The organism is Kribbella rubisoli (assembly GCF_004217145.1).
GTDB lineage: Bacteria > Actinomycetota > Actinomycetes > Propionibacteriales > Kribbellaceae > Kribbella > Kribbella rubisoli.
In genome coordinates this window covers 1,395,609-1,415,276 of sequence record NZ_SHKR01000011.1, presented here as the reverse complement: position 1 = coordinate 1,415,276, position 19,668 = coordinate 1,395,609, and the positions used below count along the sequence as shown (strand labels likewise).

The window sequence follows — 19,668 nt, the reverse complement described above, 5'->3', positions numbered from 1 at the left end:
TCGAACCCCGGGACTCCCGGATACGAAGGGCGGGACGACGCGGAAGGCTTCGGACGACGAACCAGCAGCGGAGGTACATCGCGCCATGACCACTGTCGAAGCAGCAACGACCGAGGTGCCGCTCCAGATCAACGGCCGCCGGCACGTCGTCGTACTCGAGCCGCGCGTCAGTCTGCTCGACGCGTTGCGTGAGCACCTCGATCTGACCGGTAGCAAGAAGGGGTGCGACCAGGGGACGTGCGGGTCGTGCACGGTGTGGATCGACGGCCGCCGGGTGCTCGCCTGCCTGACGCTGGCGGCCGCTGCCTCGGGGCACGAGATCGTCACGATCGAAGGCCTCGCCGACGGCGACCAGCTGCATCCGATGCAACGAGCGTTCATCGAGTACGACGCGTTCCAGTGCGGTTACTGCACGTCCGGCCAGATCATGTCCGCGGTCAAGGTGATCGAAGAGGGCAATGCCGGCACCGACGAGGACATCGGCGAGTTCATGAGCGGCAATATCTGCCGGTGTGCGGCCTATCCGAACATCCGGGCGGCCATCCGGCACGTCCGCGACGCAGCGGGAGGAAGGTCATGAGGCCCTTGACCTACAGCCGGGCAGGCGATGTCCAGCACGCGATCGCGCTGGCGACCGCGAACCCGGCGAGCGCATTCCTCGCGGGCGGCACCACCGAGGTGGACCTGATCCGGGCCGGAATCTCCCAATCCGAGCACCTCGTGGACATCAACGAGCTCCCGCTGCGCGAAGTCGAGGACCAGCCCGACGGCGGTTTACGGATCGGTGCCCTCGCCCGCATGAGCGACGTCGCGCGTACGCCGAGTGTCGTCGAGCGTTACCCGGCGATCTCCCGGGCCTTGCTGCTGGGCGCCTCGGAGCAACTGCGCAACATGGCGTCGATGGGAGGCAACCTCCGCCAGCGCACCCGCTGTGCCTACCTGCGCGACGGCGTCTCGCCCTGCAACAAGCGCGAGCCGGGGTCCGGCTGCGCCGCGCTCGACGGGTTCAACCGCGGCCACGCGATCCTCGGCACCAGTGAGCACTGCATCGCCACGCATCCGTCCGACGTCGCCGTGGCCTTGGCGGCGTTCGACGCCGTCATCCGAACGGTCGGGCCGGACGGCGAGCGCGCGATCCCCTTCGACGACTTCTTCCTGCTCCCGGGCGACACACCGCACCTCGAGCATCCGATCGCCCCGGGCGAGCTGATCGTCGGGATCGACGTACCCGGCGCGCCGATCGCCCGCGGCTCGATCTATCTCAAGTTCCGCGATCGGCAGTCGTACGAGTTCGCCCTGGTATCGGTCGCCGCCGCGATCGAGGTCGACGACAGCCTGGTCACGGGCGTGCGGATCGCCATGGGCGGTGTCGGTACCAAGCCCTGGCGGGCGCGCCGGGCCGAGGCCGCACTCGTCGGAAGGCCGGCGAACGAGACGTCGTTCCGGCACGCCGCCGCGGCCGAGCTGGCGGAAGCCGTCGTACGGGAGCACAACGCGTTCAAGGTCGAGCTGGCCCAGCGGGCGATGGTGCGGGGCCTCGTCCACAGCTTGAACAGGAGCCAGTCATGAATGCCGTCGGTACGCCGGTCACGCGCGTGGACGGCCCGGCCAAGGTCACCGGCGCGGCGAGGTACTCCGCCGAGATCAGCCTGCCCGGGATGACCTATCTGGCCGTCGTCGGGGCCACGATCGCCAGCGGGCGGGTGACGGCGATCGACGCCGAGGCGGCGCGGGCCGCCGAGGGCGTGCTCGCCGTACTCACCCCGGAAGATCTGCCGAAGATCGCGGCCGAGCCCCATCTGTTGCCGTCCCTGGTCGGCGGCCCGGCTCCGGGCGAGAGCTTCTTCCCGATGCAGGACGACATTGTCCAGTACGCCGGACAGCCGGTCGCGCTGGTGATCGCGGAGGAGTACGAACAGGCGCACCACGCGGCGTCGTTGGTGCGGATCTCGTACCAACCGACCAGGTCGGTCACGACGATCGAGCAGGGCCGCGACCAGGCCTACGAAGCGGATCGGCTCTTCGGCGGCCTGATGCCGGCGCGCAGCGAGCGCGGCGATGTCGAGGCCGGCCTGGCCGGAGCGGATGTGCGGGTCGAGGTCGCGTACAAGATGGCGGCCAACCACCACAATCCGATCGAGGCACCCTCGACGGTGGCGACCTGGGACGGCGGCAACCTGACGCTGTACGAGTCGACCCAGGGCATCCGCGCCACCCAGCAGACCGTGGCCCTCCTACTCGGTCTGCCGATCGCCCGCGTCCGGGTGATCACCCGGTTCGTGGGCGGTGGGTTCGGCGCCAAGGCGATGGTGTGGCCGAACGTGACGCTCACCGCGATGGCCGCCCGGCACATCGGCCGGCCGGTGAAGCTGATGCTCACCCGGCCGCAGATGTTCACCTCCAACGGGCACCGTGAGGAGCAGGAGCAGCGGATCACGCTCGGCGCCGCGCGGGACGGGCGGCTGACCGCGATCCGGCACGAGAAGTTGTCGATCACCTCGCCGTTCGACGACTGGGCCGAGCCGGCCACCGGTGTCTCGTCGCAGCTCTACGGCTGCCAGAACTACCTCGGCATCCACCGGCTGATCAAGGGCAACACGATGACGCCCACGTTCACCCGCGGCCCCGGCGAGTCCCTCGGCGTGTTCACACTCGAGACGGCAATGGATGAGCTCGCCTACCAGCTGGCGATCGACCCGGTCGAGCTGAGGCTGCGCAACCACACGCCGGTCGATCCGTTCGGCAATCCCTGGTCCAGCGACGGGCTGATGGAGTGTCTTCGCCTCGGCGCCGAGAGGTTCGGGTGGTCCGAACGGAACCCGGCTCCACGGGCGACCCAGGACGGCGAGTGGCTGATCGGCACCGGGGTGGCGTCGGCGGCGTACCCGATCGCGTTCTTCATGCCGCCGCAACGGGCGCGGGCCCGGATCTTCGCCGACGGCAGCGCGATCGTGCAGACCTCGACGCAGGAGTTCGGCACCGGCGTACTCACCATGGCCACCCAGGTCGGCGCCGACGCCCTCGGCGTGGCGCTGCGCGACATGGAGTTCCAGGCCGGCGACAGCGACCTGCCGAACAGTACGGCGGCCGTCGGCTCGGCCGGTGCCGGCATGGTCAGCTCCGCCGTCCACGCAGCCGGTACGGCGCTACGCGAGCAGCTGATCGCCTTGGCCGTCGGCGACGAGAAGTCGCCCCTGCACGGAGCCGGACCGGCCTCTGTGAATGTGGCGGACGGACACCTGACGTCGGCCGAACGTCCGGGGGCGGTCGACACGTATCGGGAGCTGCTGTCGCGCAATCACATGTCCGACGCCGAGGCGCTCGGGACGTGGCGGCCGCCGCCCTTGGACACGCCGCACGGGCTGCTCACGTTCGGGGCGCAGTTCGCCGAGGTCGCTGTCGATCCGGAGCTCGGCCTCGTCCGCGTACGCCGGCTGAACGGCGCGTTCGCGCCCGGGCGAGTGCTCAACCCGCTGCTGGCCCACAGCCAGCTGATGGGCGGCATGTTGTGGGGGATGAGTCAGGCGCTCCTCGAGGGCAACCATATGGATCCTCGTTACGGCCGCTGGGCCGAGACGAACCTGGCGGAGTACCTCGTCCCGGTCAACGCCGACGCCCCCGACGTGCACGTGGACTTCGTCGATGTGAACGACGAACTGGTCGGCCCGCTCGGTGCCAAGGGTGTGGGCGAGATCGGTCAGGTCGGTGTGGCGGCCGCCATCGCGAACGCGGTCTTCCATGCGACCGGCCGACGGGTCCGCAGCCTGCCGATGGCGCCGGAGCTCGTGATGGATCCGGCAGCCGGCGGGCAATGAGCGACACCGGGCCGGCGGGCTCCGCGCTGCCCGCCGGCCGGTCCCGGTTGCCGGAACGACCGCCGCTCTCACAACCACGCAGTACCGTCTCGCGGTCGTCCCAGCAGCCCGCACTCGGGCTGCTGGGCCTGCTGCTCGTCGTTCCGATCGCCGTACTGCTGGCGGTAGGTGCTGGAGGCAACGGTTCGGCCCGTGTCCTCGGACCGGTCGTCACCTTCTCGCTGCCGCTCGTCGTGATGGTCGCCTTCTGGTGGGAGGACTGGCCCGGTACCCGGCTACGCAGTAGCTGGGCCGGCTGGGCCGACACCGTGCTGATCGTTGCGGGCGCGATCGTCCTGACCGCGGTCGGTCAGACCCTTGCCGGTCGTCTGGATCCCGTGGCTCTCTTCGACGCCTCACCCGGTCCGGGCCACGTACCGACGTTTCCCGCGACCATGCCACTGGCCGGCCTGGCGTTCGTCCTCATGCTCGAGATCACGCTCGTCGGTGAGGGGTGGCCGCTGCGGCGCCTCCCGCCGCTGGTCGGCGGTCCGATCGCGCTCGGGATCTCCTGGGCCATCGCGATCGCCGGCTACCTGACCGTCGTACGGGTGGAGTCGCCGGCCGGTTCGGATGTGATCGCGCGGGACGGGCCGGTGCCAGGCGCCGTACTCGGCGCGGTGCTGGTCCTGATCGGCGCCTGGCAGGTGCTCTGTTACGTCGTCTGGAGCGGGTGGCCGTTCGTGACTGTCGTGAGTCGGGCGGTTCGCCTCACGATCGCCCACGTGACGGTGATCGGCGGCGGGATCGTCAGCTACCTCATACTGCGTGAACTGCTGGAGCTGACTCCTTCGCGCATCGCCGCGCTCAGTGGCTGCTTCATCGCCGCCGGCCTGTTGTCCGGCATGCTGTTCGAGGGCTGGCTCAGCAATCGCGCGGCCGCGTTGGTGGTCACGCTCGCGTTGACGGCCGTATTAGCGGTGGCCTTGCAGGCGACCGCCGGCGCGATGCAGCTGACGCACAGCGCCGCGGACGAATGGGTCGGCCACGCCACCCTCAACGCCCTCGCGGTCTCCACCATCCTGCATGTTGCGATCGGGCGCCGCTGGCCCTTTCAGTTGATCTCGGTGGACTCGCCCGGGGCGAGGCCGAGGTAGGGGCGGTCGTCGGCGTTGAGGAAGCGGGAGAACATGCTCTGGCCGATCGGGCTGAGCAGGGCGTCGTGGATGCCGACGGTCTGCTGGGCCTTGATCGAGCGGGCATAGTCGACGGCCGGCGGGAGTGCGAACCACGGGCCGGAGATCGGCACCAGGTTCGTGTGTACGGCGCGATCGGGTTGCGTGAACGAGTCGCCCGGGTGGTACACGGCGTCGTCGACGAGGAAGCCGATGTTCTCGCAGGGCACGCCCCACTCGGGCAGGATCACCGCGTGGTCCTTGCCATAGGCACTCACCGAGAAGCCTGCGGCCTCGAACGACTGCCCGCCCTCGACCACATGCACCCGCTCGCCGAGTGCGGTCAGCTGCGCGGCGACACCGGCGTTCGTGTACACGGGTACGTCGAGCGCGGCAACCCGGTCGACGTCCAGGTGATCCTGATGCTCGTGGGTGACGAGGATCGCGTCCGCCTTCTCGAATGCGGCGTCCTCACTGAACGATCCGGGATCGATCAGCAGAACCTTCCCGTCCTTCTCCAGCCGAACACAAGCATGCGCAAACTTCGTCAGCTTCACTTCTCAGTCTCCTAGGGCGTCTCGCATCGGGACCAGCTTGGCGTTGGTTTCGGCCAGTTCGGCGTTGGGGTTGGAGCCGGCGACGATCCCGGCGCCGGCGAACAGGCGCATGCGGCGGGGGTTGTCCGGGTCGGCCTGGCCGCAGCGGAGGGCGATGCACCACTCGCCGTCACCGGACGCGTCCATCCACCCGACCGGTCCGCTGAAGCGGCCGCGGTGCATGCCCTCGATCTCGCCGATGAGGTCGCGCGCGACAGGCGTCGGCGTACCGCAGATCGCGGCAGAAGGATGCAGCGCGGCGGCCAGGCCCAGAGCGGACGCGCCGTTGTTGGCGACACCCGCCACGTCGGTCGCGAGGTGCATCACGTTCGGCAGGTGGAGGACGAACGGCGTCTCCGGCACGTTCATCGACTTGCAGTGCGGCTCGAGCGCCTCGGCGACCGACCGTACGGCGTACTCGTGCTCCTCGAGGTCCTTCGACGACCGAGCCAGCGACGCGGCCAAGGCGAGGTCGTGCGCGTCGTCTCCGGTACGGCGGATCGTGCCGGCCAGTACGCGGGACGTGATCAGCCCCTTCTCCCGGCGTACGAGCAGCTCCGGTGTCGCGCCGATGAGACCGTCGACGGAGAACGTCCAGCAGTTCGGGTACGACGTCGCGAGCCGGTGCAGCGGCCAGCGCAGATCGATCGGCTGCGCCGCGATCGCGATCAGGTCGCGGGCGAGGACCACCTTGTCGAGCTCGCCGGCGGTGATCCGGCGTACGGCCTCGGCGACGATGCTCGACCAGGCGGTCCCGGTCCGGGCGCCGTCCGCGAACGTTACGTCGTACACCGGTGACGGCTCGTGCTTGACCAGCTCGGGAGGCGCGGCCAGTGAGCTGGCCGGCGACACCGTGGTCACCCAGGTGGTGCCGGCGCGGCGGCCGACGATGATTTCGGGGATGACCAGAACACTCGGGTCCTGGTCGGTGAAGCCGAACGATCCGAAGCAGACCAGTCCGGACCCTGGTACGCCGACGTCGTCGCGCACCACCGCCGTGGACGTGACCTCCTGCCACCAGCGCATCGCGTCCTGAAAGCGGTTGCCACCGGCAACGTCGAGCCGGGCGGCGACGCCCCAGCCGACGTGGCCGTCGCCCCGCCGGACCCACGCGAGTCCGCCCTCGGCGGGCAGATGGTCCAGCAGTTGCGCGGACACATCGTCGACCACCTGGCTGCGGATCACCAGGCGCGGAGCCTGGTTGCGAACCGGCTCAGACAAGCTCACGGGACCACTCCTCGCGCGTGCTGCGGCCCCGGGTTGCGGCGGCCGGACGGCTCCCAAGAGATGTACTCACGAGATGCAAGCGTATGCCTGCCCGTCGGCGGACCGCCTCACCCGTGATGAACTAGACAGGTGACGCGCGCAGACCTGAGCAAAGAACCGCATGCGGTGGCGGCCATGTTCGACAACGTGGCCGAGGGTTACGACCGGACCAACGCGGTCGCGACGATGGGTCTGGAGAAGTACTACTGGCGGCCGGAGACCTTCACCGAGATCGCGCCGCGGAAGGGGATGAAGATCCTCGACCTGGCCGCCGGGACCGGTGCGTCGAGCATCAAACTGCGCGAGGCCGGCGCCGAGGTGGTGTCGTGCGACTTCTCGGTCGGCATGCTCCGGGTCGGCAAGCGCCGCCACCCCGAGCTCGACCTGATCGCCGGCGACGCGCTCCGGCTCCCGTTCGCCGACGACACGTTCGACGTGGTGACGATCTCGTGGGCGCTGCGGAACGTGAACGACGTCACGGTCGCGCTGCAGGAGATGCTACGGGTGACGCGTCCCGGCGGGCGCCTCGTCGTACTCGAGCAGTCGCACCCGACCTGGAAGCCGTTCCGGTTCGTGTACCTGGAGTACATGATGCGCGCCGTACCGGCCGTCGCGAAGGTGGTCTCGAGCAACCCCGAGGCCTACGAGTACCTGGCCGAGTCCACCCGCGCCTGGCTCCCGCAGGAACCCCTGGCCCGCACCATCCAGCAAGCAGGCTGGACCCACGTCCAATGGCGCAACCTGACCGGTGGTCTGGTCGCGATCCACAGAGGCGTGAAGCCCGTTTAATTACGCAACGGAACTTAAGCGTAATTTGCTTGCTGGCAAGGGGGTTGGGGCGAGTTTCGTGTCCGTGTCAGGCAGTCCTAGACTGTCAGGTGACGAGTGCTCGTGAAGCGATTCACGAGCGCACCAGCCCCCTCAGCCAGGCCAGGAATCGAGATGAGCCAGAGCGTGCCGAGCGCGCAGCAGGTGGAGACCGCCGATGTGATCGTCGTCGGTGCCGGGCCCGCCGGATCAGCGGCGGCGTACCACCTGGCGAACGCCGGACTCGACGTACTGCTGCTGGAGAAGACCGCGTTCCCGCGGGAGAAGGTGTGCGGTGACGGGCTCACCCCGCGCGGCACCAAGCAGCTGATCAACATGGGCATCGACATCTCCGAAGAGGCCGGCTGGATCCGCAACTACGGTCTGCGGATCCAGGGCGCCGGGCATCAGTTGCAGCTGGACTGGCCGGATCTGGCCAGCCACCCGAACTACGGCCTGACCCGCAACCGGATGGACTTCGACGACATGCTCGCCCGGCAGGCCGTGAAGGCCGGGGCGCGGCTGCGTGAGCGGACCAACGTGAGCGCCCCGATCCTCGACGACCGCGGCTTCATCGTCGGCGTCACCGCGAAGCCGGTCGACGACAACGGCCGCCGGGCCGGCGCCGACCTCGAGTTCCGGGCGCCACTGGTGATGGCGGCCGACGGCAACTCGTCCCGGCTGAGCATCGGGATGGGCATCCACAAGCGCGACGACCGGCCGATGGGTGTCGCGGTCCGGACGTACTTCACCAGCCCGCGCACGCACGACGACTACCTCGAGTCCTGGCTGGAGCTGTGGGCCGACGACCCGAAGCAGCCCGGCGGCAAGGTGCTCCTGCCCGGGTACGGCTGGATCTTCGGGATGGGCGACGGCACGGTCAACGTCGGCCTCGGCATCCTGAACACCTCCGACGCGTTCGGCAAGGTCGACTACGCCGACCTGCTGAAGCAGTGGCTGAAGGTCACGCCGGACGAGTGGCAGTTCCGCGACGAGTTCCAGACCATCCCGATCCGCGGCGCGGCCCTGCCGATGGGCTTCAACCGGCAGCCGCACTACACCCGCGGCCTGATGCTGCTCGGCGACGCCGGCGGCATGGTCAACCCGTTCAACGGCGAGGGCATCCCGTACGCGATGGAGTCCGGGGCGTTCGCCGCCGAGGTCGCCGCCCAGGCCCTGCGCCGGCAGCCGAACCAGCGCGAGCGCGCGCTGACGGCGTACCCGAAGGCGCTGAAGCAGGAGTACGGCGGCTACTACACGCTCGGCCGGATCTTCGTGAAGCTGATCGGAAATCCGGAGGTGATGCGGCTGTGCACGAAGTACGGTCTGCCGCGCACCACGCTGATGAAGTTCACCTTGAAGTTGCTCGCGAACCTCACCGACCCGCGTGACGGGGACGTGATGGACAAGATCATCAACGGTCTCACGAAGCTCGCACCGACGGCCTGACCGGCGGGGCGAGTGAGCCGAGCCACAGCGGTACTGATAACACAGTCCTGGTAACTGGGCTGACCCGATCGACTGAATCAACCGGCTGAAGGAGGGAGCACCCAGCGATGCACCCCTACACACCGATTCTCGCTCTTGGTGTGCTCGCGGCGCTCTTCGTCGCAGGCAGCATCACCGTGAGCGCGCTGGTCGGCCCGAAGCGCTACAACCGGGCCAAGCTGGACTCCTACGAGTGCGGCATCGAGCCGACCCCACAGCCGGTCGGCGGTGGGCGCTTCCCGGTGAAGTACTACATCACCGCGATGCTGTTCATCGTTTTCGACATCGAGATCGTCTTCCTCTACCCCTGGGCCGTCGCCTTCGACCAGATGGCGCTGTTCGGGCTGATCGAGATGGTCATTTTCATCGTCACCGTCTTCATCGCGTACTCCTACGTATGGCGTCGTGGCGGACTGGAGTGGGACTGACATGGGTCTTGAAGAACAGCTTCCGGCCGGCGTACTGCTGAGCACGGTCGAAGGCCTGCTGGGCTATATGCGCAAGGCGTCGTTGTGGCCGGCAACCTTCGGGCTGGCGTGCTGCGCGATCGAGATGATGACGACCGGCGCGCCGCGCTACGACGCCGCCCGGTTCGGCATGGAGGTCTTCCGCGCGTCGCCGCGGCAGGCCGACCTGATGATCGTGGCCGGCCGGGTGAGCCAGAAGATGGCCCCGGTACTGCGCCAGATCTACGACCAGATGCCCGGCCCGAAGTGGGTGCTGGCCATGGGTGTGTGCGCGTCGTCGGGCGGCATGTTCAACAACTACGCGGTCGTCCAGGGCGTGGACCACGTCGTACCGGTCGACATGTACCTGCCCGGCTGCCCGCCGCGGCCGGAGATGCTGCTGGACGCGTTCCTGAAGATCCACGACCAGATCCAGCACATGAAGCTCGGCGCGCACAAGAAGGCGCTGCAGACCGAGCAGGAGGCCGCGGCCCTGGTCGCCGCGCCGACGATCGAGATGAAGGGTCTGCTCCGGTGAGCGACACGCAACCCGAGAACCTGCCGGCGACGTCCGCGGCCGGCGACGCGCAGACGCCGCAGGCCGAGGTCATCGAGCAGCGCGAGGGCATGTTCGGCGTCCGGGGTACTGGTGACACCTCCGGCTTCGGCCGGCTCAAGCGCCAGGTCGCGCTTCCCGGCAGTACGCCGAAGCCGTACGGCTCGTGGTTCGACGGCGCCACCGACCGCCTGGAAGGGCTGGTCGGCGAGGGCGCGATCGAGAAGGTCGTGGTCGACCGCGGCGAGCTGACCCTGCACATCAAGCGGGAGAAGCTGGTCGAGGTCTGCCAGCACCTGCGCGACGACGAGGCGCTGCGGTTCGAGTTCTGCTCCGGTGTCAGCGGGGTGCACTACCCCGAGGAGACCGGCCGCGAGCTGCACGCCGTCTACCACTTCCTGTCGATCACCCACAACCGCCGGATCCGGCTGGAGGTGTCGGCGCCCGACGGCGACCCGCACATCCCGTCGATCGTCGCGGTCTACCCGGCCAACGACTGGCACGAGCGGGAGACCTGGGACTTCTTCGGCATCGTCTTCGACGGACACCCGGCGCTGACCCGGATCCAGATGCCCGACGACTGGCCGGGCCACCCGCAACGCAAGGACTACCCGCTCGGCGGCATCGACGTCGAGTACAAGGGCGCCGTCATCCCGCCGCCCGACACGCGGAGGTCGTACAACTAATGACCGCTACAGATCCCTACGCGACGACTCGGGACACCACCGAGGGCAAGGTCTTCACCGTCACCGGTCAGGACTGGGACTCGGTCGTCTCCGGTCTCGGTGACGAGCCGGAAGAGCACGTCGTCGTCAACATGGGCCCGCAGCACCCGTCCACGCACGGCGTGCTCCGGCTGATCCTCGAGCTCGAGGGCGAGTCGGTGACCGAGGCCCGCTGCGGAATCGGCTACCTGCACACCGGTATCGAGAAGAACATGGAGTTCCGCTCCTGGGTGCAGGGCGTCACGTTCGTCACCCGGATGGACTACCTCTCGCCGTTCTACAACGAGGCGGCGTACTGCCTCGCGGTCGAGCGGCTGCTCGGGATCGAGGACCAGATCCCGGACAAGGCCAACGTGATGCGGGTGCTCCTGATGGAGCTCAACCGGATCAGCAGCCACCTGGTCTGCATCGCCACCGGCGGTATGGAGATCGGCGCGCTGACCGTGATGACGATCGGCTTCCGCGAGCGTGAGAAGACGCTGGACCTGTTCGAGCTGATCACCGGCCTGCGGATGAACCATGCGTTCATCCGGCCGGGCGGTGTCGCGCAGGACCTGCCGCCTGGTGCGCTGGACAAGATCCGCGAGTACATCACCTGGATGAACAAGCACCTCAAGGAGTACGCCGAGCTCTGCAACGCCAACCCGATCTTCAAGGCCCGGCTGCAGAACGTCGGCTACCTCGATCTGGCCGGCTGCATGGCGCTCGGGATCTCCGGCCCGCCGGTGCGCTCGACCGGCTACGCGCTGGACCTGCGCAAGTCCCAGCCGTACTGCGGTTACGAGACGTACGACTTCGACGTACCGACCTGGGACAGCTCGGACTCGTACGGCCGGTTCCGCGTCCGGCTGCAGGAGATGCACGAGTCGCTGAAGATCGTCGAGCAGTGCGCCGACCGGCTGGAGAAGATGGAAGGCCAGCCGGTGATGGTGGCCGACAAGAAGATCGGCTGGCCGAGCCAGCTGGCCGTCGGCGCCGACGGGATGGGCAACTCGCTCGACCACATCAAGCACATCATGGGCGAGTCGATGGAAGCGCTGATCCACCACTTCAAGCTGGTCACCGAGGGCTTCCGGGTCCCGGCCGGCCAGGCGTACGTGGCGATCGAGTCGCCGCGCGGCGAGCTCGGCGCGCACGTCGTCTCCGACGGCGGCACCAAGCCGTACCGGGTGCACTTCCGTGACCCGTCCTTCGCAAACCTGCAGGCGATGCCGATCATGTGCGAGGGCGGCCAGGTCGCCGACGTGATCGTCGCCGTCGCCAGCCTTGACCCGGTGATGGGTGGAGTGGACCGCTAAATGGCCGAGAACCACGCGACTGCTACCGACGTGCCGGTGCCTTACAGCACCGGCGACTCGAAGATCACCGACGCCACCATCGCGGAGATGCGCGAGATCATGGCGCGGTACCCGCAGGCCCAGTCGGCGCTGCTGCCGATGCTGCACCTGGTGCAGTCGGTCGAGGGCCGGGTCACCCCGGAAGGCATCGAGATCTGCGCCGAGCTGCTCGGGCTGACCGGCGCCGAGGTGTCGGCGGTGGCGACCTTCTACACGATGTACAAGCGCCGTCCGGTCGGCGACTACCACGTCGGCGTCTGCACGAACACGCTGTGCGCGGTGATGGGCGGCGACCTGATCTTCGACCGGCTCAAGCAGCACCTCGACGTCGGCAACGACGAGACCACCGAGGACGGCAAGATCACCCTCGAGCACATCGAGTGCAATGCCGCCTGCGACTATGCGCCGGTGATGACGGTGAACTGGGAGTTCTTCGACGACATGACGCCGGAGACGGCTACCCAGTTGGTCGACGACCTGCGCGAGGGCACCGAGGTCAAGTCCCCGCGCGGCGCCACGATCTGCACCTGGCGCGAGGCCGAGCGGGTGCTGGCCGGGTTCTCCGACGGCCGCGCCGACGAGGGCCCGACCGGCGGCAAGGCCACGCTGGCCGGTCTCCGGCTCGCCCGCGAACGGAACTGGACCGCTCCCGGCGGCTCCTCCAACGCCGACACCCAGAGGGAGGGCTGACCATGGCTGACACGCTGACCCCGGTGCTGTCCGACAACTGGGACCAGATCAGGTCCTGGCAGTTGGCGTCGTACCAGCGCTCCGGCGGGTACGACGCACTTCGTACGGTGCTCGGTATGCAGCCGGCCGATGTCGTTGCCGCCGTCAAGGACTCCGGTCTGCGCGGCCGTGGCGGCGCGGGCTTCCCGACCGGGATGAAGTGGTCGTTCATCCCGCAGGACAACCCGAAGCCGAAGTACCTCGTGGTGAACGCGGACGAGTCCGAGCCGGGCACCTGCAAGGACATCCCGCTGATGATGGCCTCGCCGCACACGCTGGTCGAGGGCGTCATCATCGCGTCCTACGCGATCCGCGCCTCGGCCGCCTTCATCTACGTGCGCGGTGAAGTGCTGCACGTGATCCGCCGGCTGCAGCAGGCCGTGCAGGAGGCCAAGGACGCGGGCCTCATCGGCCAGAACATCCTCGGCACCGGCTACGACCTCGACGTGGTCGTGCACGCCGGCGCCGGCGCCTACATCTGCGGCGAGGAGACGGCACTGCTGGACTCGCTCGAAGGACGTCGCGGTCAACCCCGTCTGCGTCCTCCGTTCCCCGCGGTCGCGGGCTTGTACGGCTGCCCCACTGTTATCAACAACGTGGAATCGATCGCGTCGGTTCCCGCCATCATCAAGAACGGCGCGGACTGGTTCGGCTCGATGGGCACCGAGAAGTCCAAGGGCATGACGCTGTACTCGCTGTCCGGGCACGTCACCCGCCCGGGCCAGTACGAGGCCCCGATGGGCATCACGCTGCGCGAGCTGATCGACCTGGCCGGCGGGGTCCGCGAGGGCCACACGCTGAAGTTCTGGACGCCGGGCGGTTCGTCCACGCCGCTGCTGACCGGCGAGCACCTCGACGTACCGCTGGACTACGAGGGCGTCGGGTCGGTCGGCTCGATGCTCGGCACCAAGGCCCTGCAGATCTTCGACGACTCGGTGTGCGCGGTCCGCGCCGTACTGCGGTGGACCGAGTTCTACAAGCACGAGTCCTGCGGCAAGTGCACGCCGTGCCGGGAAGGCACCTGGTGGCTGGTGCAGATCCTCGAGCGCCTCGAGCACGGTAAGGGCACCGAGGAAGACCTGGTCACGCTGCTGGACCTGTGCGAGAACATCACCGGCCGCTCGTTCTGCGCGCTGGCCGACGGTGCGACCGCTCCGATCACCAGCTCGATCAAGTACTTCAAGGACGAGTACCTGGCGCACTTCGAGAACGGCGGCTGCCCGTTCGACCCGATGGCAAGCACTGTCTTCGCGACCGCTGGAGCTAGCGCATGACGATCCAAGCGAACCCGCCGGCCGGGTCGGAGGTGGAGCGGACCGACCTGGTCACCGTGACCATCGACGACATCGAGGTCAAGGTTCCGAAGAACAGCCTGGCGATCCGGGCCGCCGAGCAGATCGGGATCCAGATCCCGCGGTTCTGCGACCACCCGCTGCTCGACCCGGTCGGCGCCTGCCGGCAGTGCCTGGTCGAGGTCACCGACGCCGGTAACGGCCGGGGTATGCCCAAGCCGCAGGCGTCCTGCACGCTGACGGTGGCCGACGGCATGGTGATCCGCACCCAGGTGAGCTCGCCGGTGGCCGACAAGGCACAGCACGGGAACATGGAGTTCCTGCTGATCAACCACCCGCTGGACTGCCCGGTCTGCGACAAGGGCGGCGAGTGCCCGCTGCAGAACCAGGCGATGTCCAACGGCGGCGGCGAGTCCCGGTTCCATGAGTCGCACGGGATCAAGCGGACCTACCCGAAGCCGATCAACATCTCGGCCGAGGTGCTGCTGGACCGCGAGCGCTGCATCCTCTGCGCGCGCTGCACCCGGTTCTCCGAGCAGATCGCCGGTGACCCGTTCATCGCGTTGATCGAGCGCGGCGCGCTGCAGCAGGTCGGCATCTACGAGAAGGAGCCCTTCGAGAGCTACTTCTCCGGCAACACGATCCAGATCTGCCCGGTCGGTGCGCTGACGAGTGCGGCGTACCGCTTCCGCTCGCGGCCGTTCGACCTGGTGTCGGTGCCGTCGGTGGCCGAGCACGACGCGTCCGGTGCGGCGATCCGGATCGACTACCGGCGTGGCAAGGTGATGCGCCGGCTGGCCGGCGACGACCCGCAGGTCAACGAGGAGTGGATCTCCGACAAGGACCGGTTCGCGTTCCAGTACGCGAACACCGGCGACCGGCTGACCCACCCGATGATCCGCGAGGACGGCGAGCTGCGGCCCGCGTCCTGGCCCGAGGCGCTGACCTTCGCGGCCGAGAAGCTGAACGCGGCCCGCGGCAACGCGGCGGTGCTGACCGGCGGCCGGCTGACCCTCGAGGACGCCTACGCGTACTCGAAGTTCGCGCGGGTCGCACTCGGCAGCAACGACATCGACTTCCGGGCCCGGCCGCACTCCGCGGAGGAGGCGGACTTCCTCGCCGCCGCGGTGGCCGGCACCGGCCTGGGTACGACGTTCACCGACCTGGAGAACGCCGGCTCCGTACTGTTCGCCGGGTTCGAGCCCGAGGAGGAGGCCCCGTCGGTCTTCCTCCGGGTCCGCAAGGGCGTCCGGGCGCACGGGACCAAGGTGTTCACGGTCGCGGCGCACCGCTCGCGAGGCATCGAGAAGCTGGACGGCGTCGCCGTACTGACGTCGCCGGGCACCGAGGCCGCCGTACTCGGTGATCTCGGCAACGCCGGTGAGGCCGGGGCAGCTGCCCGGGCCGCGCTCGGCGCGGACTCGATCATCGTCGTCGGCGAGCGGCTGGCGAGCGTCCCGGGCGGGTACTCGGCCGCACTGCGGCTGGCGCTCGACACGGGTGCGCAGCTGGCCTGGATCCCGCGCCGTGCGGGTGACCGGAGCGCGCTCGAGGCCGGATGCCTGCCGGGTCTGCTGCCCGGTGGCCGGCTGGTGAGCGACCCGCAGGCGCGGGTCGACCTGCAGGCCGCGTGGGGCGTGGACCACCTGCCGGGTGAGACCGGCAAGGACCTGACCGAGATCCTCGCCGCCGCCGGATCGCTGCAGGCGCTGGTGGTCGCGGGTGTCGAGATCGACGACCTGCCCGACCCGGCCGCGGCGCTGGCCGCGCTCGAGGCGGCGCCGTTCGTGGTCAGCTTCGAGGTCCGCAACTCCCAGGTGACCGAGTACGCCGACGTGGTTTTCCCCGTCGTACCGCCGGTGGAGAAGTCCGGCACCTTCGTGAACTGGGAGGGCCGCGAGCGGTCGTTCCCGGTCGTGCTCAAGGTGCAGACCGCGATGCCGGACGTCCGCGCGCTGGCCGCGCTGGCGCAGGAGATGGGCCGCTCGATCGGGTTCGGTACGCCGGAAGCCGCCAAGCGCGAGTTCGACGAGCTCGGCCGCTGGGACGGCGACCGCGCGCAGGAGCCGACGTACCAGGCCGCTCCGGCGCTCGGTGCGTTCGACTCCACCCGGCTCGCGACTTGGCGGATGCTGATCGACGACAGCCGGGCCTGCGACGGTGAGCCGCACCTGACCGCGACCGCCCGTACGCCGGTCGCGCGGGTCTCGCTCACCACCGCGCGCCGGGTCGGTGTCGCCGACGGTGACGAGCTGGTGGTGAGCACCGACGCCGGAAGCATCCGGCTGCCGGTCGTGATCACCCCGATGACCGACAACGTGGTCTGGCTGCCGACGAACTCGGCCGACTCCCACGTCCGCCGGTCATTGCACGCAGACCATGGCTCGATCGTGACGATCGCCGGAGGGAACTCATGAACGAGCGCAGCGAGTTCATCATCAGGCGCAGCACAAGATTGTCATGCGCGCCCGGAGCGAAGCGAGGACGCGCATGACAATCCCACTTGCCGTGCCGGATGCGGGGGTCGGGCACGATCCTTGGTGGGTCATCCTCATCAAGGTTCTCTTCATCTTCGTCTTCCTCGTGGTGCTGACGCTGTTCAACATCTGGTGGGAGCGCCGGGTCGTGGCCCGGATGCAGCACCGGATCGGGCCGAACGTGCACGGACCCTTCGGTCTGCTGCAGTCGCTGGCCGACGGCGTCAAGCTGATGCTCAAGGAAGACCTGATGCCGAAGGGCGTCGACCGGCTCGTCTTCGTCCTGGCGCCCGCGATCGTCGCCGTACCGGCCTTCCTGACCTTCGCGGTGATTCCGTTCGGGCCGACGGTGAGGATCCCCTGGACCGACACCTACACCCGGCTGCAGCTGACCGACCTGCCGGTCTCGGTGCTGTACGTGATGGCGGTCGCCTCGATCGGCATCTACGGCATCGTGCTCGGCGGCTGGTCGTCGAACTCGACCTACTCGCTGCTCGGCGGCCTGCGGTCCAGCGCGCAGATGATCTCCTACGAGGTCGGCATGGGCCTGGCCCTGGTGACCGTGTTCCTGTTCGCCGGCTCGATGTCCACCTCGGAGATCGTGGCGGCGCAGTCGCACCAGACCGTGCACTGGTTCGGGGCGGCGATCCCGCTGCCCGGGTGGTACGCGTTCTTGTTGTTCCCGTCGTTCGTGATCTACGTGATCTCGATGGTCGGCGAGACCAACCGGGCGCCGTTCGACCTGCCCGAGGCCGAGGGCGAGCTGGTGGCCGGCTTCCTGACCGAGTACTCCTCGATCAAGTACGCGATGTTCTTCCTGGCGGAGTACATCAACATGGCGACCGTGTCCGCACTGGCCACCACACTGTTCCTGGGCGGCTGGCGGGCCCCGTGGCCGATCTCGCTCTGGGACGGCGCGAACTCCGGCTACTGGCCGGTGCTGTGGTTCATGGGCAAGCTGATGGGCTTCATCTTCTTCTACATCTGGCTGCGCGGAACGCTGCCGCGGCTGCGCTACGACCAGTTCATGAAGCTCGGCTGGAAGATCCTGATCCCGATCTCGCTGGCCTGGATCTTGCTGGTCGCCACCGTTCGCGCGGTCGGCCGGGAGACCAACTTCAGCCGGACGACGCTGCTGGTCGCGGCCGCCGTGGTGCTGGTGATCGCGGTCGTGAGCATGTTCGTCCCGCAGAAGCCGAAGGACGAAGACAAGCCTGAGGTTGCCGACGGCAAGGAGTTCGACGCCTTCGCCGGCGGCTTCCCGGTCCCCCCACCGCTCGCCGGCACGGCGGGCCGAAGCGAGACTGACATCCGGAGCAAGGAAGGCAGCCGTGGCTAGTGTCAAAGAGTCCCTCTGGGACCCGGTAGCCGGGTTCGGGGTCACCTTCCGGACGATGTTCCGGAAGGTGTTCACCGAGCAGTACCCGTTCGAGAAGAAGCCGACCGCACCGCGCTTCCACGGCCGGCACCAGCTGAACCGCTGGCCGGACGGGCTGGAGAAGTGCATCGGCTGTGAGCTGTGCGCGTGGGCCTGCCCCGCGGACGCGATCTACGTCGAGGGCGCCGACAACACCGAGGGCGGCCGGATGTCGCCCGGTGAGCGGTACGGGCGCGTCTACCAGATCAACTACCTGCGCTGCATCCTCTGCGGTCTGTGCATCGAGGCCTGCCCGACCCGGGCACTCACGATGACCAACGAGTACGAGCTGGCCGACACCAGCCGCGAGTCCCTCATCTACGAGAAGAAGGACCTGCTGGCGCCGCTGCTCCCGGGGATGCAGGAGCCGCCGCACGACATGCAGCTCGGCGCGACCGAGAAGGACTACTACCTCGGTCTGACCGGTGCCGCCGTACCGGCCGAGGGGAGTGACGCGAAGTGATCAGCCTGGTTACCGGACCGCAGGTCGCGTTCTGGATGCTGGCCCCGGTGATGATCCTGGCCGCGATCGGCATGGTGCTGGTCCGCAAGGCGGTGCACTCGGCGCTGCTGCTCGCGACCGTGATGATCTGCCTCGCGGTGCAGTACGCCGCGCAGGACGCGCCGTTCCTGTTCGCCGTACAGATCATCGTCTACACCGGCGCGATCCTGATGCTGTTCCTGTTCGTGCTGATGCTGGTCGGCGTCGACGCGTCCGACTCGCTGGTGGAGACGATCCGCGGTCAGCGGCTGCTGGCCTCGATCGCGTTCATCGCGTTCGGCGTCCTGCTGCTCGCCGCGGTCGGCAACGCGACGTTCGGGCACCCGACCGGGCTGGGCGACGCGCAGCCGGACGGGAACCCGAAGGCGATCGCCGCGCTGCTGTTCGGCAAGTACGTCTGGGCGTTCGAGGTCACCTCCGCGCTGCTGATCACCGCGGCGATGGGCGCGATGATGCTGGCCCACCGCGAGCGGCTGACCAAGAAGAAGACGCAGCGCGACCACGCCGAGGAGCGGATCCGCAAGTACGCCGAGCAGGGCATCCACCCGGGTCCGCTGCCGACTCCTGGCGTACTGGCCCGGCACAACGCCGTCGACACGCCGGCGCTGCTGCCGGACGGGTCGATCGCACCGACCTCGGTTTCGCGCGTACTCCAGGCACGTGGCACCGTGTTCCCCGAAACCGAGGAGCGCGCGGACGTCGACGAGGTCCGCAAGCTCGACGCGGGCGACGACTACGACGAAGGGGCGAAGAAATGAGCACCGAGCCGTACATCGTGCTCGCGGCGATCCTTTTCAGTATCGGCGCGCTCGGCGTGCTGGTACGCCGGAACGCGATCGTCGTCTTCATGTGCGTCGAACTGATGCTGAACGCGACCAACCTCGCGTTCGTCAGCTTCGCCCGTCAGCACGGCAACCTCGACGGTCAGATCGCTGCCTTCTTCGTGATGGTGGTGGCCGCGGCCGAGGTCGTGATCGGGCTGGCGATCATCATGGCCATCTTCCGCACCCGTCGCTCGGCCTCGGTCGACGACGCCAACCTGCTCAAGTACTGAGGTAAGC

19 protein-coding genes are annotated in these 19,668 nt (G+C 68.7%); 17 read left to right on the top strand and 2 right to left on the bottom strand.

Annotated features, from left to right (window positions below; all coding sequences use genetic code 11):
- The first annotated feature begins 85 nt into the window (after positions 1-85).
- The 4 genes from EV645_RS09740 to EV645_RS09725 are packed head-to-tail and all read left to right on the top strand — an operon-like array spanning position 86 to position 4,951.
- Positions 86-580, top strand: coding sequence for a (2Fe-2S)-binding protein (locus tag EV645_RS09740; RefSeq protein WP_130441848.1), 495 nt, complete (start codon positions 86-88; stop codon positions 578-580).
- Positions 577-1,569, top strand: a complete 993-nt coding sequence (locus EV645_RS09735) for an FAD binding domain-containing protein (protein ID WP_130441846.1) — start codon at positions 577-579, stop codon at positions 1,567-1,569. The genes EV645_RS09740 and EV645_RS09735 overlap by 4 nt, the downstream gene beginning before the upstream one ends.
- A complete protein-coding gene (locus EV645_RS09730; RefSeq protein WP_130441844.1) occupies positions 1,566-3,815 on the top strand; it encodes a xanthine dehydrogenase family protein molybdopterin-binding subunit in 2,250 nt (749 codons plus the stop codon). Before EV645_RS09735 ends, EV645_RS09730 begins: the two co-directional genes overlap by 4 nt.
- Entirely contained in the window at positions 3,812-4,951 is a 1,140-nt protein-coding gene (locus EV645_RS09725) for a hypothetical protein (protein ID WP_130441842.1), read from the top strand. The genes EV645_RS09730 and EV645_RS09725 overlap by 4 nt, the downstream gene beginning before the upstream one ends.
- Here the strand turns inward: EV645_RS09725 and EV645_RS09720 are convergent.
- Both EV645_RS09720 and EV645_RS09715 read right to left on the bottom strand, forming a co-directional pair.
- Positions 4,909-5,526, bottom strand: a complete 618-nt coding sequence (locus tag EV645_RS09720; protein WP_130441840.1) for an MBL fold metallo-hydrolase — start codon at positions 5,524-5,526, stop codon at positions 4,909-4,911. The two genes, EV645_RS09725 and EV645_RS09720, sit on opposite strands and share 43 nt — an antisense overlap.
- A 3-nt stretch (positions 5,527-5,529) precedes the next feature.
- Complete coding sequence (locus EV645_RS09715) at positions 5,530-6,792, bottom strand: isochorismate synthase (RefSeq protein ID WP_130441839.1); 1,263 nt, start codon at positions 6,790-6,792, stop codon at positions 5,530-5,532.
- Positions 6,793-6,921: 129 nt separating this feature from the next.
- Between EV645_RS09715 and EV645_RS09710 the strand changes: the two genes are divergently transcribed.
- The 13 genes from EV645_RS09710 to nuoK all read left to right on the top strand — a co-directional run bounded on the left by EV645_RS09710 (position 6,922) and on the right by nuoK (position 19,661).
- Positions 6,922-7,620: a demethylmenaquinone methyltransferase gene (locus tag EV645_RS09710; protein ID WP_130441837.1), complete on the top strand. Its 699-nt coding sequence runs from the start codon at positions 6,922-6,924 to the stop codon at positions 7,618-7,620.
- A gap of 153 nt (positions 7,621-7,773) precedes the next feature.
- Complete coding sequence (locus tag EV645_RS09705) at positions 7,774-9,087, top strand: geranylgeranyl reductase family protein (RefSeq protein WP_130441835.1); 1,314 nt, start codon at positions 7,774-7,776, stop codon at positions 9,085-9,087.
- Between the two features lie 107 nt (positions 9,088-9,194).
- Positions 9,195-9,554, top strand: a complete 360-nt coding sequence (locus EV645_RS09700; protein WP_130441833.1) for an NADH-quinone oxidoreductase subunit A — start codon at positions 9,195-9,197, stop codon at positions 9,552-9,554.
- A 1-nt stretch (position 9,555) separates the two neighbouring features.
- Complete coding sequence (locus EV645_RS09695) at positions 9,556-10,110, top strand: NuoB/complex I 20 kDa subunit family protein (RefSeq protein ID WP_130441831.1); 555 nt, start codon at positions 9,556-9,558, stop codon at positions 10,108-10,110.
- On the top strand, positions 10,107-10,814 hold the full coding sequence (locus EV645_RS09690) for an NADH-quinone oxidoreductase subunit C (protein ID WP_130441829.1): 708 nt from the start codon (positions 10,107-10,109) through the stop codon (positions 10,812-10,814). The genes EV645_RS09695 and EV645_RS09690 overlap by 4 nt, the downstream gene beginning before the upstream one ends.
- Positions 10,814-12,151, top strand: a complete 1,338-nt coding sequence (locus tag EV645_RS09685; protein WP_130441827.1) for an NADH-quinone oxidoreductase subunit D — start codon at positions 10,814-10,816, stop codon at positions 12,149-12,151. Before EV645_RS09690 ends, EV645_RS09685 begins: the two co-directional genes overlap by 1 nt.
- On the top strand, positions 12,152-12,880 hold the full coding sequence (gene nuoE / locus EV645_RS09680; RefSeq protein ID WP_130441825.1) for an NADH-quinone oxidoreductase subunit NuoE: 729 nt from the start codon (positions 12,152-12,154) through the stop codon (positions 12,878-12,880).
- Positions 12,881-12,882: 2 nt separating this feature from the next.
- Positions 12,883-14,193 carry an NADH-quinone oxidoreductase subunit NuoF gene (gene nuoF, locus EV645_RS09675; protein ID WP_130441823.1) on the top strand — a complete coding sequence of 437 codons (1,311 nt, stop codon included), beginning with the start codon at positions 12,883-12,885 and terminating at the stop codon, positions 14,191-14,193.
- A complete protein-coding gene (locus EV645_RS09670) occupies positions 14,190-16,628 on the top strand; it encodes an NADH-quinone oxidoreductase subunit G (protein WP_130441822.1) in 2,439 nt (812 codons plus the stop codon). Before nuoF ends, EV645_RS09670 begins: the two co-directional genes overlap by 4 nt.
- Positions 16,629-16,701: 73 nt before the next feature.
- Positions 16,702-18,027, top strand: coding sequence for an NADH-quinone oxidoreductase subunit NuoH (gene nuoH, locus EV645_RS09665; protein ID WP_130441820.1), 1,326 nt, complete (start codon positions 16,702-16,704; stop codon positions 18,025-18,027).
- Positions 18,020-18,568: an NADH-quinone oxidoreductase subunit NuoI gene (nuoI, locus tag EV645_RS09660; RefSeq protein ID WP_130441818.1), complete on the top strand. Its 549-nt coding sequence runs from the start codon at positions 18,020-18,022 to the stop codon at positions 18,566-18,568. Before nuoH ends, nuoI begins: the two co-directional genes overlap by 8 nt.
- Positions 18,565-19,365: an NADH-quinone oxidoreductase subunit J gene (locus EV645_RS09655; protein WP_130441816.1), complete on the top strand. Its 801-nt coding sequence runs from the start codon at positions 18,565-18,567 to the stop codon at positions 19,363-19,365. The genes nuoI and EV645_RS09655 overlap by 4 nt, the downstream gene beginning before the upstream one ends.
- A complete protein-coding gene (gene nuoK / locus EV645_RS09650; RefSeq protein WP_130441814.1) occupies positions 19,362-19,661 on the top strand; it encodes an NADH-quinone oxidoreductase subunit NuoK in 300 nt (99 codons plus the stop codon). The genes EV645_RS09655 and nuoK overlap by 4 nt, the downstream gene beginning before the upstream one ends.
- Positions 19,662-19,668 lie beyond the last annotated feature (7 nt).

Coding starts and splice junctions, on each gene's coding strand:
- EV645_RS09740 (WP_130441848.1), top strand. CDS start 86: ATGACCACTGTCGAAGCAGCAACGACCGAGGTGCCGCTCCAGATCAAC.
- EV645_RS09735 (WP_130441846.1), top strand. CDS start 577: ATGAGGCCCTTGACCTACAGCCGGGCAGGCGATGTCCAGCACGCGATC.
- EV645_RS09730 (WP_130441844.1), top strand. CDS start 1,566: ATGAATGCCGTCGGTACGCCGGTCACGCGCGTGGACGGCCCGGCCAAG.
- EV645_RS09725 (WP_130441842.1), top strand. CDS start 3,812: ATGAGCGACACCGGGCCGGCGGGCTCCGCGCTGCCCGCCGGCCGGTCC.
- EV645_RS09705 (WP_130441835.1), top strand. CDS start 7,774: ATGAGCCAGAGCGTGCCGAGCGCGCAGCAGGTGGAGACCGCCGATGTG.
- EV645_RS09700 (WP_130441833.1), top strand. CDS start 9,195: ATGCACCCCTACACACCGATTCTCGCTCTTGGTGTGCTCGCGGCGCTC.
- EV645_RS09695 (WP_130441831.1), top strand. CDS start 9,556: ATGGGTCTTGAAGAACAGCTTCCGGCCGGCGTACTGCTGAGCACGGTC.
- EV645_RS09685 (WP_130441827.1), top strand. CDS start 10,814: ATGACCGCTACAGATCCCTACGCGACGACTCGGGACACCACCGAGGGC.
- nuoE (WP_130441825.1), top strand. CDS start 12,152: ATGGCCGAGAACCACGCGACTGCTACCGACGTGCCGGTGCCTTACAGC.
- nuoF (WP_130441823.1), top strand. CDS start 12,883: ATGGCTGACACGCTGACCCCGGTGCTGTCCGACAACTGGGACCAGATC.
- EV645_RS09670 (WP_130441822.1), top strand. CDS start 14,190: ATGACGATCCAAGCGAACCCGCCGGCCGGGTCGGAGGTGGAGCGGACC.
- nuoH (WP_130441820.1), top strand. CDS start 16,702: ATGACAATCCCACTTGCCGTGCCGGATGCGGGGGTCGGGCACGATCCT.
- nuoK (WP_130441814.1), top strand. CDS start 19,362: ATGAGCACCGAGCCGTACATCGTGCTCGCGGCGATCCTTTTCAGTATC.